General features: G+C 42.2%; 18 protein-coding genes and 1 tRNA gene. 14 read left to right on the top strand and 5 right to left on the bottom strand.

The window, feature by feature from the left end; all coding sequences use genetic code 11:
• Window positions 1–21 precede the first annotated feature (21 nt).
• Entirely contained in the window at window positions 22–1,284 is a 1,263-nt protein-coding gene (locus tag BDE36_RS04815) for a bifunctional 3,4-dihydroxy-2-butanone-4-phosphate synthase/GTP cyclohydrolase II (protein WP_141813950.1), read from the bottom strand.
• A gap of 190 nt (window positions 1,285–1,474) precedes the next feature.
• Between BDE36_RS04815 and BDE36_RS04810 the strand changes: the two genes are divergently transcribed.
• The 3 genes from BDE36_RS04810 (at window position 1,475) to BDE36_RS04800 (ending at window position 3,739) form a co-directional block, all read left to right on the top strand.
• Window positions 1,475–2,299, top strand: coding sequence for a helix-turn-helix domain-containing protein (locus tag BDE36_RS04810; RefSeq protein WP_141813949.1), 825 nt, complete (start codon window positions 1,475–1,477; stop codon window positions 2,297–2,299).
• Window positions 2,300–2,453: 154 nt separating this feature from the next.
• A complete protein-coding gene (locus BDE36_RS04805) occupies window positions 2,454–3,275 on the top strand; it encodes an alpha/beta fold hydrolase (protein WP_141813948.1) in 822 nt (273 codons plus the stop codon).
• 53 nt (window positions 3,276–3,328) lie between these two features.
• Window positions 3,329–3,739, top strand: coding sequence for a cupin domain-containing protein (locus BDE36_RS04800; RefSeq protein WP_141813947.1), 411 nt, complete (start codon window positions 3,329–3,331; stop codon window positions 3,737–3,739).
• A 118-nt stretch (window positions 3,740–3,857) separates the two neighbouring features.
• On the opposite strand, the gene BDE36_RS04795 is transcribed toward BDE36_RS04800, so the two are convergent.
• Window positions 3,858–3,931, bottom strand: a tRNA-Met gene (locus tag BDE36_RS04795).
• Between the two features lie 114 nt (window positions 3,932–4,045).
• Between BDE36_RS04795 and BDE36_RS04790 the strand changes: the two genes are divergently transcribed.
• The 11 genes from BDE36_RS04790 to BDE36_RS04745 all read left to right on the top strand — a co-directional run bounded on the left by BDE36_RS04790 (window position 4,046) and on the right by BDE36_RS04745 (window position 12,903).
• Window positions 4,046–4,426 (top strand): START-like domain-containing protein, encoded by a 381-nt coding sequence (locus BDE36_RS04790; RefSeq protein WP_128769752.1) that lies wholly within the window; start codon window positions 4,046–4,048, stop codon window positions 4,424–4,426.
• Window positions 4,427–4,451: 25 nt separating this feature from the next.
• Entirely contained in the window at window positions 4,452–5,912 is a 1,461-nt protein-coding gene (locus tag BDE36_RS04785) for an LptF/LptG family permease (protein ID WP_141813946.1), read from the top strand.
• A gap of 180 nt (window positions 5,913–6,092) precedes the next feature.
• Complete coding sequence (locus tag BDE36_RS04780; RefSeq protein WP_141813945.1) at window positions 6,093–6,743, top strand: response regulator; 651 nt, start codon at window positions 6,093–6,095, stop codon at window positions 6,741–6,743.
• A 105-nt stretch (window positions 6,744–6,848) separates the two neighbouring features.
• Complete coding sequence (locus BDE36_RS23555) at window positions 6,849–7,166, top strand: hypothetical protein (RefSeq protein ID WP_161987538.1); 318 nt, start codon at window positions 6,849–6,851, stop codon at window positions 7,164–7,166.
• 19 nt (window positions 7,167–7,185) lie between these two features.
• Window positions 7,186–7,575 (top strand): response regulator, encoded by a 390-nt coding sequence (locus BDE36_RS04775; RefSeq protein ID WP_161987537.1) that lies wholly within the window; start codon window positions 7,186–7,188, stop codon window positions 7,573–7,575.
• 379 nt (window positions 7,576–7,954) lie between these two features.
• Window positions 7,955–8,989 carry a phenylalanine--tRNA ligase subunit alpha gene (gene pheS, locus BDE36_RS04770; RefSeq protein ID WP_202618083.1) on the top strand — a complete coding sequence of 345 codons (1,035 nt, stop codon included), beginning with the start codon at window positions 7,955–7,957 and terminating at the stop codon, window positions 8,987–8,989.
• The gene (locus BDE36_RS04765) at window positions 8,986–9,393 is read left to right on the top strand and encodes a Rieske (2Fe-2S) protein (RefSeq protein WP_141813942.1); all 408 of its coding nucleotides are present in this window, start codon (window positions 8,986–8,988) and stop codon (window positions 9,391–9,393) included. The genes pheS and BDE36_RS04765 overlap by 4 nt, the downstream gene beginning before the upstream one ends.
• Before the next feature lies 1 nt (window position 9,394).
• On the top strand, window positions 9,395–9,973 hold the full coding sequence (locus BDE36_RS04760) for a TetR/AcrR family transcriptional regulator (RefSeq protein WP_141813941.1): 579 nt from the start codon (window positions 9,395–9,397) through the stop codon (window positions 9,971–9,973).
• Window positions 9,974–10,561: 588 nt separating this feature from the next.
• Complete coding sequence (gene rlmD, locus BDE36_RS04755) at window positions 10,562–11,968, top strand: 23S rRNA (uracil(1939)-C(5))-methyltransferase RlmD (protein WP_141813940.1); 1,407 nt, start codon at window positions 10,562–10,564, stop codon at window positions 11,966–11,968.
• Window positions 11,969–11,999: 31 nt separating this feature from the next.
• The gene (locus tag BDE36_RS04750) at window positions 12,000–12,392 is read left to right on the top strand and encodes a hypothetical protein (protein WP_141813939.1); all 393 of its coding nucleotides are present in this window, start codon (window positions 12,000–12,002) and stop codon (window positions 12,390–12,392) included.
• 1 nt (window position 12,393) lies between these two features.
• Window positions 12,394–12,903 carry a phosphoribosyltransferase family protein gene (locus BDE36_RS04745; protein WP_141813938.1) on the top strand — a complete coding sequence of 170 codons (510 nt, stop codon included), beginning with the start codon at window positions 12,394–12,396 and terminating at the stop codon, window positions 12,901–12,903.
• Here the strand turns inward: BDE36_RS04745 and BDE36_RS04740 are convergent.
• From BDE36_RS04740 to BDE36_RS04730, 3 genes are read right to left on the bottom strand one after another with little or no spacing between them, the layout of a single operon-like run.
• Entirely contained in the window at window positions 12,891–13,403 is a 513-nt protein-coding gene (locus tag BDE36_RS04740) for a shikimate kinase (protein ID WP_141813937.1), read from the bottom strand. The genes BDE36_RS04745 and BDE36_RS04740 overlap by 13 nt on opposite strands.
• Window positions 13,400–13,843 (bottom strand): DinB family protein, encoded by a 444-nt coding sequence (locus BDE36_RS04735; protein WP_141813936.1) that lies wholly within the window; start codon window positions 13,841–13,843, stop codon window positions 13,400–13,402. The genes BDE36_RS04740 and BDE36_RS04735 overlap by 4 nt, the downstream gene beginning before the upstream one ends.
• Before the next feature lie 22 nt (window positions 13,844–13,865).
• Complete coding sequence (locus tag BDE36_RS04730; protein ID WP_141813935.1) at window positions 13,866–15,047, bottom strand: BT_3928 family protein; 1,182 nt, start codon at window positions 15,045–15,047, stop codon at window positions 13,866–13,868.
• Between the last annotated feature and the right edge of the window lie 201 nt (window positions 15,048–15,248).

Raw genomic sequence — 15,248 nt, 5'->3', positions numbered from 1 at the left:
TCAACTGTCCATTGTCAATTCTCAATTGTCCCCTGTCAATTGTCCCCTGTCAATTGTCAACTGTCCATTATCAATCGTCCCCTGAATTGTGTGCCCCATCCTGTCACGTTTCGTTTTTAAATACTTTTCATTATGGACGTTAGATTTTATTTCAATCGGAACATTATCAACGATCTCAAGACCGTAGCCAATTAAGCCAGCTCTTTTTGTAGGATTATTTGACATTAACCTCATCTTGGTTACACCCAGGCTCCTCAATATCTGAGCACCGATCCCATAATCCCTCTGGTCCATTTTAAAACCGAGCTTAAGATTTGCGTCTACGGTATCAAAACCGTGTTCTTGTAAATTATAAGCATGCAGCTTATTGATCAGTCCGATTCCGCGACCTTCCTGGTTCATATAAATAACCACACCTCTCCCCTCTTTCTCTATCATCTCCATGGCCTTGTGTAATTGCGGTCCGCAATCACAGCGACAGGATCCAAAAATATCACCAGTTACACAAGAGCTGTGTACCCTCACCAGAACTGGTTCTTCAGGCTCCCATTCCCCTTTAATCAGGGCAAGATGATGTTCTCCTGTATTAAGCTGAGTATAAGCCACCATCTGAAAATCACCCCATTCTGTCGGAAGTGTTACAGAAACCTCCTTAGCAATCAACGTTTCGGTTTGCAGGCGATAGGTAATAAGATCTTTGATAGAAATGATCTTAAGATTAAACTTCTCGGCTATTTTCATGAGATCAGGAAGACGCGCCATTTCGCCATCCTCTTTCATAATCTCCACAAGCACCCCTGCAGGCTCCATACCAGCGAGGCTCGCCAGGTCGACTACCGCTTCCGTATGTCCTGAACGGCGCAGCACACCGCCCTCCTTCGCGCGAAGAGGGAATATATGCCCGGGCCTTCCCAGGTCTTCAGGCCTGGTCGCGGGATTAATTAAAGCTTGTATAGTTTTAGCACGGTCTGACGCAGATATACCGGTTGTACAACCATTGCCAATCAAATCCACAGAAACAGTAAAGTTTGTTTCGTGAAGTGCGGTATTTTTACCTACCATCAGGTTAAGCCTGAGTTCATCACAACGACTTTCGCTTAAGGGAGCACATATAAGCCCTCTTCCATGAGCAGCCATGAAGTTGATAACTTCGGGAGTAACATTTCGCGCTGTAGTAACAAAATCACCTTCATTCTCCCGGTCTTCATCATCTACTACAATGATAACCTTTCCAGCCTTCAGCTCGTCAATGGCTTCCTCAATAGTATTTAGTTTAATTTCCATTTGCTAGCAAAATTACACTTATCTCCTTAGAATACTATAATGAGGACGTAAAGAATACTTTGAAAATACCGCGTTAATATTCCCCCGAATTTTACTACTTACAAGAAAAGATGAAATCGTATCTTTAGCATACGGAAAAACATTGGAAATCATCCAGGGAATTTCCATCCATACCTATAGAAAGCAACAAATGCTAAAACATTTTTCGTATAAGCAATTTGGCAATTTGGTATTCAGCGAGCGTACACTTGCAGAAAATTACTTAAGTACAATCGACGAACACATCAAAATTTTATTCATACCGAAGAATGCCGTTATCCAGGTCGATTTCCAGAAATTCGCAATGGAAACCGACGCACTCTTGTTTATAAATCCTAAAGTTGTATTAAAGCCCTGCGAAACCGTCGAGGGTCGATTGATCCATTTCAACAGAGACTTTTATTGCGTGGAAATTCATGATCAGGAAGTGGCCTGCGACGGAATACTATACAACAATGTATTTGAAGTGCCTTTTATAGCGCTCAATGAAAGTCAGTCCACGGAAATTCAGGCTATACTTAAAGAAGTTCTGTCGGAAATGGAGAATGAGGATGCCAGTACAGAGGAAATGCTTCGGACCTTATTGAAATTGATTATCTTAAAATCAATCAGGATCTGGAAGCAGCAGCACCACTTAGCCGAAAACGACCAGCAGGCAGATGTGCAATTTTTAAGAAGATTCAGCAAATTGGTAGAACAGCACTACAAAACCCTGCATTCCGTTGCCGACTATGCCGAACTATTGTTTGTTACCCCCAAAAACCTAAGTAAGAAAATAGGATTGCTCAGTAAAAGCACTCCAAATGACATTATCAAAGACAGAATCATTCTGGAAAGCAAACGCCTGCTGGCTCATACAAATATGACCGTAAAGGAGATAGCCCATAGTCTGAATTATGAAGACGACGCCTATTTCATTCGTTTTTTTACAAAAAACACTGGCGTTTCTCCAGTGTCTTTCCGCAAGCAGTTCTAGCATAAAAAGCGGCGTGGATCTTCACAGATCACCCCTCATTTAAAAAAGGAGGCAAAAAGTACAATTCAAAGCGAAAGTCATCCATTGCCGGGCACTCAGAATACCAGCACCTTTGTAATATCAAATCATCGACAAACATTTAAAACTAAAAATCATGAACAAGTTAACAGTAAAAGATGGTACCGAAATTTATTTTAAAGATCTGGGCGCAGGACAACCTATTTTCTTTCATCACGGATGGCCGTTATCCTCCGACGATTGGGATGCACAAATGATGTTTTTCTTAGATAAAGGATTTCGGGTCATTGCTCATGACAGAAGAGGTCACGGAAGATCTACTCAAACTTATAAAGGCAACGATATGGATACGTATGCAGCTGATGTAGCGGAACTGGTTGAATTCCTGGATCTGAAAGATGTGATCCATATAGGCCATTCTACGGGTGGAGGCGAGGCCATAAGATATGCTGCTAAATATGGCAGAGGCCGCGTTGCCAAAGTAGTTTTGATAAGTGCCATTACGCCTTACATGATTCAGGACGAGAATAATCCTAAGGGTGTGCCATTGGCTGTATTCGATGACATTCGCCACAATACAAAACATAACAGACAACAATTCTATCATGATATCACCTTCCCGTTTTATGGATACAACCGTGAAGGTGCAGACGTAAAAAAAGGCATTCAGGACAACTGGTGGAGGCAAGGCATGATGGGCGGAATAAAAGCACAGTACGATTGCATCAAGGTGTTCTCAGAAACTGATTTCACCGAAGACCTGAAAAGCGTCGATTTCCCTGTACTTGTTCTGCACGGCGACGACGATCAGATAGTGCCTTATGAAACTACGGCGGTGAAAGCTGCTGAGCTTTTGAAAAACAGAAAACTGATTATATATCCCGGATTTTCGCACGGCATGCCCACTACCGAAGCTGATACCATCAACAAGGACACTCTGGAGTTTATCAATGCATAACCAGGAGCGTTATCCTCAACTAATTCATTTCATTCATCCTTTAAAAAACAATCATGAAAGCATATAAGAAAGTCCTGTCAGTCGCCTTTACTGTTTTTTGTTTATCGTCCTTTTTTTCGCCTGAAGCAGGTTTCGCACAACAAACAGGTGTGAAGCGGACAGACCTGCAAAAACACTACATTGAGGCTCCGGGATATGAAACAATTCAGGCACGCATAGACTTTGAGCCTGGTAAAGCGGTCGGCATGCATTCTCATCCCGGCGAAGAGGTTATTTATGTGCTGGAAGGTCTATTGGAGTACCAGATAGATGGAGAGAAGGCTGTTGTACTTAAAGCCGGTGACGTACTCTTTATTCCTGCCGGGAAAAATCATTCAGCAAAAAACGTCGGTAAGGTTAAAGCTGCAGAGCTTGCAACTTATATTGTAAAGAAAGATAAGCCACTTTTAGTATTTAAAAAATAAAAAAAGAAGCACCGCCTTTTTGGCTCTGAACAGTTGGCCTACAGAAAACAGGACCAGGATAAAAACAATAAAGCCTTGAACTTTCTAAATAGGTTCAAGGCTTCTTTATTGCTTTTTGTAGCGGGGAGCAGGATCGAACTGCCGACCTTAGGGTTATGAATCCTACGCTCTAACCATCTGAGCTACCCCGCCGGATTAAAGGTTTTTAATCCCCTTTGAAAATTGAGTTGCAAATATAGTTTAAAATACTTTTCTTTAGAAATTAAATCTAAAAAAACACTGCGATACGTTATATAACAATCACGAATGTCTGAGAAAAAGAAGTTTACACTAGAATACGAAGTTAATTCATCTCCTAAAATTTTGTTTGGTTTTTTAAACGAACCAAACGGACTATCGCAATGGTTCGCAGATGAGGTTTGGTATAAAGACCAGATATACACCTTTATCTGGGATGGAGAGGAACATAAAGCGAAACTTCTGACTGCCAAAGACAATAAGCTCGTACGATTTAAGTGGATTGACGACGAGCCCCAGTGTTATTTCGAAATGGAGATCCTTCAGGATGAGCTTACTAATGACGTAGCCCTCTCTATAACCGACTTCGCCCCCCAGGAGGCGCTCGAAGAAAGAAGACTTATCTGGGACAATCAAATTCAGTATTTAATCCGGGTATTAGGGGTATAAGCAGATAAATCCCTACTTTTGCGATGTGAAGAAAGTTCATCTGCTCATCATACAGGCATTTATCAGGCCTTTCATTGTGACCTTTTTCATCGTCATGTTTGTGTTGTTGATGTTATTTTTATTCAAATACATTGATGACCTGATAGGAAAAGGCTTTGAATGGTATGTCATCCTTCAGCTGCTGTGGTATGCTTCTGCCACAAACGTTGCTATGGCTCTGCCTTTAGCAATGCTCCTCTCCTCTATTATGACATTCGGGAACCTGGGTGAAAACTATGAGCTGGTAGCTATAAAATCGGCAGGGATTTCTCTTCAAAAAGCCATGATGCCCCTGGTAATCCTGGTATCAATATTAAGTGTTGGCGCGTTTATGTTTTCCGATTATATGCTCCCTGTTGCTAACCTCAAAATGGGTTCACTCCTCTATGACGTCAGAAACCAGAAAGCTGCATTTTTAATTGAGGAAGGCATATTCAACAACAGCATTCAGGGCTACTCCATCAGGGTGCAAAAGAAGGATCCCGACGGACGGACGCTTCACAACGTCTTGATCTATGATCAGCAAAGCTCAAACGGCAACATCTCAACGATCATGGCCAAAGAAGGCCTGATGTATAAGATTGATAACGATCAAACCCTCGTGCTGCTTCTCAAAGATGGGGTACGATACGAAGAAACACAGGGTGACAAAGGATATAACCCCCGGCAGCGTTTCCGCCGCTTCAGGTTTAAGCAGACTGAGCAAAAGTTCGATCTCTCAGGCTTTAAAATGCAGAGAACAGACGAAAACCTGTTTAAAACGAACTATGCCATGTTAAACCTCCGTCAGTTGAAGTACTATCGTGACTCTGCAATGACCCAGGCTGACAGTGCAACCAAAGCAATAATGGATTACCTGGCTCCCTCCTACAGAATATATGCCTACCGCGTGCCGGCGGTTCCCGGAGCTCCAAAGGTGCAGCCGAAGAAAATCCTTAATTACAAAAACCGGATATCAGAAATTATTCCCGAGAAAGACAAGACTTCGGCAATAAGCTATGCCGTAAGCGAGGCCCGTTCAATCGCCGAAACACTCAGCAGCCGAAGTGAAGAGTATAAATTATACCAGAAAAGCATAAGGCGGTATATCATCGAGTATAACCGGAAATTTACGCTATCGGTATCCTGCCTGATACTGTTTTCTATTGGAGCGCCTCTCGGTGCAATCATACGCAAAGGCGGTTTAGGCCTGCCTGTAGTTATGTCTATTATCTTTTTCCTTATTTATCATATTATCTCTACTATCGGCGAGAAATCGGCTAAAGAAGGTACTGTATCTCCGGTAGCTGGAATGTGGATCGCTATTGTAGTATTAGCGCCTCTGGGTGCATTTTTAACGTACAAAGCTACAAGCGACTCTGCTTTATTTGACATCGATTACTACAAGCAGATGCTGCAAAAGTTTATCGGCCGGTTTATAAAGAAAAAACCCGGACTTCCAAAATAGTGCTCTTTTCGCGGCATGGCAACATTTAATAGGTTATAAACTTTATCATACATTTCTGGTTCTATTAAGCGGGCTTGTTACTACAATACACGTATTAAAACCTGATTAAAACAGGTATTTATACTAGGTGCTATAAATTATTTAATCTTGGATATTTGAATTACAAAAACCCGGACACCTTTGATTAAGATACTATTAGCGGAAGACCATAATATTGTAAGAAACGGACTCAGGTCACTGTTAGAAAACCAATCTGACATACAAGTTATAGATGAGGTACCGAACGGAAAGGAAGCGCTTCAGAAAGTAATAAATGGTCTAAAACCCGATGTTGTTCTTGCAGATGTCAATATGCCTGAACTCGACGGAATTGGCCTAACCGAAAAACTACACGAAATTGCCCCCGCGATTAAAGTTCTCATACTCTCTATGCTCGAGCATGAGAACTACGTTTTGAAGGCGATGAGTTTCGGAGCGGCAGGATACCTTTTAAAAAGTTCATCTCAGCAGGAGCTCATCTTTGCCATTCATCATGTAATGGCTGGGAACCTCTATATCTGCTCAGAAATATCGTTAAAATTACTGGCAAGGATACCCCAGCATCCGCAAAACACAGAAGAAGATATAAGAGCAGCAGGCTCTCTTTCAAAAAGAGAAAAGGAAATCCTGGCCTTAATCGCAGAAGGCTACACCAATTCGGAGATCGCCGACATGCTTTTTACCAGCAGGCGCACAGTAGAAGGACACAGACAGAACCTTATTGAAAAAACCAGAGCCCGGAATACAGCGGCCTTAATCAGGTTTGCGATAAAAAACGGGATCATAAGTTAAAGCTGCTCGTATTTAGAGTATTAATATCCAACATATTAGGTATTAATACCTATAACATCTGGCGTTTTTTTTGTATATTTGAATCTACCCTATTGATACTATACTATGAAAACATTATTGAGACCCTACTTGCTCGATTTTCTAAAAAAGCAAGGATACAAGTACTTCCTTTCAAAGAAAGCTCCTGATCAGGTAAGTCATGCTTCAGGAAATATTGTTTTGATTCCCGTTGCTGAGAAGCCTGCAATTTTAAAACCATGCATCGGATTTGACGCATGCTTCCACATAAATGGCAAATCGGAAGGACTTGACTTCCGGTGGGAGGGAAATAATGTATGTGTGCTTTTAGACCGGGATGATATCCTGCTTCTTAAGAAATATTTGCTTAAACTTTTTTACCCTGATTCGAGAATTCAACATTAATAATAAATCTATTCAAAGAATGGCAAAAAAAGTCCTGGTTCTTGATGACGATGAAGCTGTGCTGGAAGTACTGGAGGCTGCACTCGAATATGCAAACTTCGATGTTAAAACTGCCGGTGAATCGAACGATATTTTTAAGGATATAGAAGAGTTTAATCCCGATGTAGTGTTAATTGATTATCTCCTGCGTGGCATAAACGGAGGAGAGCTCTGCCATCAGATCAAAACTAATTCTAAGACAGCTCAGCTCCCGGTGATCCTCATTTCGGCCTATCCCCGTGTTCTTTTATCCCTCGGCGACTATGGGTGTAATGCATTTATGGCAAAGCCATTTGATCTTTCCGACCTGGTCTCTCAAATTAACAACTGCATAACGGAAGAAAGATCCGATCACCTTCAAAATTCATAATTTACTTTTCTTAAGCTTTTCTCTCATCCGCGAAAATCCTCTCCGTTTGAAGCGCTCGGATACACATTGGAAACGGATCTCAACCGAATGAGGCTATCTTCGATGCACCTTTCCGCTCGCTCCGATGCTTCTCAGGTATTTATCGAAGAAGCACAAAACACGACACAGCATGGTCGCTAAGTGAGTGCTTACCACTCCGAACCCTTTCTGAAGCGGGTCCGAAGCGGTGCTATTCACTTCATCTGGCGTGCAGAGAATAGAATTAATAAGCATTTTTTCATATTTTTGCAACAAAACAGAGCATTCTGACCTTCAGTATAAGTATAAAATAAGAAGGCGCCAACCTGAAAAGACAGAATGTAAATAGGACTAAAGAATAATGCAGGATAAAATCAATCAGTATACCGCTGAGATCTCTGCCTTCGAACCCCGTTCGGCAGCAGAAACAGAAGCTTTCAGGATCAAGTTTTTAGGCACTAAAGGTATTATAAAAGACCTCTTCGACGAGTTTAAAGCAGTATCTCCCGAAGAAAAACGGGTACTGGGTAAGGTTTTGAATGACTTTAAAAAACTCGCAGAAGAGAAATACCAGATCGTTAAGGAGCAGTTTGAATCCGGCGACGCGGGCGCTGACCAGAATCTTGACCTTTCTTTACCGGGCGAAGGATTTGAGCTTGGCTCACGCCATCCCCTTTCTCTTGTGAGAAGAGAGATTGTTGAAATTTTCAAGAAGCTTGGATTTACAGTTGCCGAAGGCCCGGAAATTGAAGATGACTGGCATAATTTCTCGGCCCTTAACTTCCCCGAAGAACATCCGGCGAGAGACATGCAGGACACGTTCTTCATTAACAAAGATGCGGTAAACGGTGACATCGCTTTACGTACCCATACCTCGTCTGTACAGGTAAGGATGATGGAAAACGGCAAACCTCCTTTCCGAGCCATCATGCCGGGCAGGGTTTACCGCAATGAAGCAATATCTGCCAGGGCTCACTGTTTCTTTCACCAGGTAGAAGGTTTGTATGTTGATGAAAATGTTTCCTTTGCAGATCTGAAACAAACGCTTTTCTATTTTGTGCAGGAGATGTATGGCGAAGGCACAAAAGTGCGCTTCAGGCCCTCCTACTTCCCTTTTACAGAACCTTCTGCCGAAATGGATATTTCATGTACTATTTGCGGCGGTACGGGCTGCCCGATGTGCAAAGGCTCAGGCTGGGTAGAAATCCTGGGTTGCGGCATGGTAGACCCTAATGTGCTCGAAAACTGCGGTATCGACAGCCAGAAGTATACAGGTTTCGCGTTTGGAATGGGCATTGAGCGTATTACGAACTTAAAATATGAAATAAAAGACCTGAGATTGTTCTCCGAAAATGATGTACGTTTTCTAAAACAGTTTCAAAGTGAGGTAATATGAGGTTGAGGATAGTAATGATCATCAGTCTTTTCCTTCTGGTGTCCTGCGGCAAGGAGGATTCGGCTATTCCTGACGTTTATGTTAATTATCGGTTTACCGATATTGAGTATCAAAACGGGAGAAACGAAAACTTAATCTATTTTGTTTCGGGACACGGCGTGGCAGGTTTAATGATCTATAAGGTCTCTGACGGGAACTACGTTGCGTTCGACAGATGCAGTACCGTTAATCCTGAAAAGAGGTGTGCTGTTATTTCCGACGAATCAGCCTTTACCGTTACAGATCCGTGCAGCGGCGGTAAGTTTTCTATCCTCGACGGAGCTCCTGCAAAAGCGCCTGCTACCAGGGCATTAAAACAATACGATGTATCCTTCATATCGGGTTCTTATACTGTAATTAATTAAAATGGAAGTCGACAAAATAAGAGAGAGCATTGTACTGGCGGCAACGGAACTTTTCAGGAAATACGGGTATCATAAAACCAGCGTAAACGAAATAGCAAAAAGGGCGAAAATAGCAAAAGCTACCATCTATAAATATTTCGACAGCAAAGAGATCCTTCTCCATTTCATCCTCATGAAATACATCAGCACCAGCGTGGATGAAATGATCAGGAATTCGGACGGCGAAAACAATACCGAAGCTTACCTCAGTAAGCTGATCTTCAAAACCTGCCGCCTGACGTATACCATCTGCAATGAGTTCATCGGCTGGGATTTTATCCGCGAGTCGGCCAACTCACAGGGCTTCCTTAAACTACTTTCAGACGACTTAGAAAAATTACTGATCAGGTCCTTCAGGGAAACCAATATAATGAAAAATGATCAGCGTTATGCCGATAGTCTCCGTTTCCTCATAAAGGCGAGCAAAAGCATCGTTTTCTCGTATGCCTTTACATCGGTGAGTGATGCCGACGTAAGAAAAAATTTCGTCAGTTTTCAAAAAGAAATACTTCCATACCTCATAAAGGCTGCGCTGAAATAAAATAGTATCAGGTAGCAAGTATCAGGTAGCAAGATTTATGGATAAGCTCTAAAGGGATCCGTGGCAACTAAAAAAATAAAAACCATTTTAGTTTTTAGTCTGTTTTATTAGTATATTAGCAAGAAACAACCTAATTGCCATGAGTCGCGAGATACTAGAGTTCTCCAAAAGGATTGATGAGCAGTTTGATTTTGTTGGAAAGCCATTTACAGGATTGATCGAGTTTATTTTGCGCTTTTTTAACTAACATAATCCAATTGCCGCCTGCGCCTCTCCCTGGGAGGGGTCAATATACTTATGCGCTTTAAATAACCATTTCTAGTCTTTCCCCGCCTTTTATAATCGCCAGCCTACATGCTGTGCCTTCGTAAGGAGATATATTAGGATACTGTTCTGAATTTATCCCGGCCGGGTTCGGCGCGGGTATGGGATTTCTTCTACAGTTCTTCTAAAAAATCCAGTACCCAGACCGAAGCCAGGCAATACTCAGACAGAAGCCAGGAAGTTGCCAGTCCGAGCATGGTCAGGAAAAGGTGTTCAGCGTTTTCTGCTGCTGTTGATTGCAATAATTATCTTAATTTTGCCGCTATGAAGAAGATTCCTGCGGAAATAAAACATATTGCAAACGTTAAGGTCACAGATATTGCAGAGGAGGGCAAAGGCGTAGGTAAATTTGATGACCTGGTAATCTTCATTGAAAAAGCAATCCCGGGCGACGTTGTAGATATCGAGCTCCTGCGCAAGAAAAAAAGCTTCGCAGAAGCTAAAGTAAGCAAGCTTGTAGACCCTTCTGAATATCGTACTGAGCCCTTCTGCCCGCATTTTGGAATCTGCGGAGGATGCAAATGGCAGCACATGACCTACGATGGCCAACTGCAGTTTAAGCAGAAAAGCGTGACGGATGCATTAACAAGGATAGCAAAAATAGATACAACACATACAGAAGCTATTCTTCCATCCTTTGAAACAAGGTATTACCGCAATAAACTCGAATACACATTCTCTAACAAACGCTGGCTTACCAATGAGGATATTCTGAATAATGGTGACGCAGAGATGAATGCCCTCGGCTTCCATGTGCCGCTACGTTTCGATAAGATCCTGAATATTGAAACATGCTATCTTCAAACAGATCCTTCAAACGAGATCAGAAACAGTATCAGGGATTTTGCCCTTAGAAATAACATTTCGTTCTATGACCTCAGAAATCACGAAGGCGCTCTGAGAAACCTCATCATCCGTACCTCTACAACCGGCGAGCTAATGATCATAGTGGTTTTCGCCTATGCTACTCCCGATGAGGTGGAGAAAACGATGCTCTTTGTTCAGGAAAGATTTCCGCAAACCACTTCCCTTCTTTATATCCTGAATGAAAAAAAGAATGATACGATATTTGATCAGGATGTAAAAGTATTTTCAGGGAGGGATTATATTCTCGAAGAAATGGAGGGTCTTACTTTTAAAATAGGACCTAAATCCTTCTACCAGACTAATTCGTTACAAGCATACGAACTATACAGTGTTACAAGACAGTTTGCAGAGTTTAAAGGGGATGAACTGGTATACGACCTCTATACAGGAGCAGGCACTATTGCAAACTTCGTTGCCCGGCATGTAAAAGAAGTGATCGGAATTGAATACGTGCCTTCAGCTATTGAAGATGCGCGTATAAATTCGTCCCTTAACGGCATAAAAAATACCACCTTCTATGCAGGTGATATGAAAGACGTACTTTTACCCGACTTTGTGAACGGGCATGGTAAGCCTGATGTGATTATTACCGACCCTCCCCGCGCAGGGATGCATCCTGATGTAGTGCAAAGACTCCTTGAAATAGAAGCGCCGAAAATAGTGTATGTAAGCTGCAACGCAGCTACACAGGCAAGGGATATTGCTATACTGAAAGAGAAATACAAGGTATCAAGAATACGCCCCGTTGACATGTTTCCTCACACTCAGCATGTAGAAAATGTTGTTCTGATGGAACTCATTTAATAACTATAAAAACAGGCTTCAATACAGCAAAATGGATCTGAAGGATTTAATGAACCAGCCGGAAGATGGGCAGGAAGGCAAAAAAGAGAGTCCTCTTAAAAGTCTCGAAAAGGACCTTGAGCTTTACAGCGAATCGATTAGGGAAGTATCTACTGAAATTATGGTAGAAGGGCTTTCAGCATGGCCGATTTTCATAGCCCACCAGCATAAAGTCGACCTTGGAGAGCTCATTCTCGATAAAGATGAATTGAATACCAACTGGAGCATCCATGCCTCTACCCTGGAAGAATTTATCGAAAAGGGGATCATTCACCCCGAAAAGAAAGATCGTTTTATCAAACACTTCAAACGACCCGAAGATTTCATGTGTCTTTTTGTAATAGTGCCCGAAGGTGCTAACTTCGTATTTTATCCCTATAAATAAAATGAACCAGCCATTAGTCATATTAACCCCCGCGCAGATCCAACAGAAGATAACCCGTATCGCGTATCAGGTTTGGGAAGATAATATCAATGAACCTGAAATTATTATTGCAGGGATTATAGAATATGGGTTCGTCATTGCGGGTCGTCTTAAAGCGGAACTTGAAAAGATCTCGGATATTAAGATCACCCTCATAAAGATCTCGCTTGATAAAAACAGTACGCACCTGGAAGCCACTACTGATTCGCCAATCGACCAATGCCGAAATAAGGTGGTCATAGTTATTGACGATGTTATCAACACAGGCAGAACGCTTGCATATGGTATCGGACTTTTCCTGGAGATTCCGCTGAAAAAGTTACGAACTGTAGCGTTGGTTGAAAGGAGCCACAGAATATTCCCTGTATCTCCCGACTATGTTGGCACTATGCTTGCAACGATAACGAAAGAACATGTTGATGTTCTTCTGGACGACAATAACCGTGAGAAAGACGTTGTTTATCTGAGCTGATGAAGGGCTATGGCTGAGGCTAGCTTTTCGGCCGAAAGACTTATTCCTTCGGCTATAAGATGCGCCTGTTTATAGAACGGCTCGCGCTCCTTTAGCTTCTCAGCAATAAATTCTACCAATGCTGTTCCTTTATGATCTCTTAAGACAGGGCGTTCCTCGTCTGCTGTCTCCAACCTTTTGGCTAGCGCCGCGGGTGATAAAGAGATGTACACGGTAAACCCATTGGCATTCATCCAATCCATATTGTTGTAGTAACACGGAGCCCCTCCCCCCGTTGCAATGACCACATCGTCCGGAAAATCGCTTGTTTGAAGGACATCCCGTTCAGCCTTCCTGAACGCATCTTCCCCAAACTCCTTAAAATAGAGAGGAACGGTTTTGCCTGTAACTTCTTCAAACACTTTATCGAGGTCGGTGAAGGGGACTGACAACCTGGAAGCAAGCTTGCGTCCTAATGTTGTTTTACCGCAGCCCATAAAGCCCACAAGAAAAATCCTCATAACTCCCCCTGCCTTTTTAAGTGTATATAATCTGTTACTGGAGGCTTAATGCCGTGTACTCTGAACTGGGTAGCAACCTGCGCCCGGTGATAAGTAGAATGGTTCACCACGTGAAAAAGAATATCTTCAATAGCATCTGTAAATGCCTCTCCCTGCGAGTTTGAATAAGAAACTGTTGCAGAAAGATCTGCATACTCAAGCAGCTGATAAAAGTACCCCATATTCCGCTGCTGAATATCATCAAACTCGCTGACATCGAGTAAATCAAAGCGGTCGACATTGGTCTTCTCGCCCCTGATCCTGCAAGCCCAAATATACTGACTGTTTAAAATATGGCTGAACAGTCTTTCCGCTTCGGGCAGGCGGACGCCTGCTTTTTTGAAAGTACCGATCATTTTTTTGTCGGCAAGGTCGGTGTACTTCATCAACTCTTTAAGCATATTCGATTCTTAATTTGCCGCCCTATTGGTTGTGTCTGAAATATTGAGTTTCAAGTTCCTGATAAGATGGCAGCGAATGAAAATGCCATTTATCGATTACCTCACCATTCTTAAGCAAGAGCAAACCCGGGTTTGCTCTTACCATACTTTTTAGAGGAACCGCATCCGCATAAAAAGTTTCCATAATCAGGTTATGTTTTTTACTGAACTCTCCGGCCAGCTCTGCAGAAGCAGAGGTGAGCAGAACGGTGCGTATATTATAATTTTCGGCAGCATTAATGGTTATAGCATTCAGATCGCCGATTGCTTTCTCATTCGCCTTATTCAGATCGTAAGCCACGATAACCAGATTATAGTAAGGGTTCTCAATGATTTCGCTGGTGTAATCGGTTCCCTGGCTGTCCGAGATCCTGAGATCCTTGATTTTAGCCTGGTATCCCAGTTTAATCAGCTTATTCTCCGGTTCGCCCGTTATCTCCCAGTTTGCGTCTTTCCAGATCTCCGTTTTAAGATATTCCTTATCGGTCATCTTTTTCGTTTCGCCGGTCTTCTTATTTTTAAGCGTATAGTTGATCTCATAAACATCCTGTGGAGCCCCAGGTGGAACCCGCATATACGCCGGAAGGTTCGCGCCCTTATGATATGGAAGGAAGTCGATTACAGGAAGGAAATTATAGGTATAAATTCCTGATCCAAAAGAAAGCAGTACTACGATAAGCAACAGCACATTCATCGCTTGATCCCCGAAAACAGGATAGATTCTTTTCCTTTTAACGAAAACCACTAGGATGAATACCAATAGAATGAGATCCTTCCCGAAAGATTGCCATGGAGTAAGAGGAATAGCATCGCCAAAGCAACCGCATGTTTTTACTACATCAAACGCAGCCGACCAGAACGTTAGAAAAGTAAAAAAGATAATCAGCAAAAGAAGACCCCAGCTAATCTGCTTTGCTTTATATCCCAGCAGGAGCGCTGCTCCAAAGATCATCTCGAGAGCACATATAAAGATAGAAAGCTCTACAGAGTAATCATTAAGAAAGGTAGTATGAAACACCTCAAAATACTCCTGCAGTTTGTAGCCAAATCCAAGAGGGTCATTCGCTTTAATTAACCCTGAGAATATGAACAGTACGCCCACAAATATCCTCGAAAACCAAAGCAAATAATCGGGTCTTTTATTTAATCGCTGTAATGCTGTCATGATCTTTATTTATTTTGAAAAATCAGAAGTCGCGTCCCCGCAATTCCTGGTTTCTATGCTTTTCCCAATATGTACTTTATACTTTCAACCCACACTCAACTTTGAACTTTCAATACTCAACTCTCACCCTTAAACTTTGAACCTTCAACCCTAAACTTTCAACTTTCAACCCGCACTCAACTCTCAACCTTGAACCTTAAA

Origin of the sequence: Arcticibacter tournemirensis (assembly GCF_006716645.1) — a bacterium.
Taxonomy (GTDB): domain Bacteria; phylum Bacteroidota; class Bacteroidia; order Sphingobacteriales; family Sphingobacteriaceae; genus Arcticibacter; species Arcticibacter tournemirensis.
This window is presented reverse-complemented; position numbering and strand designations above follow the sequence as displayed.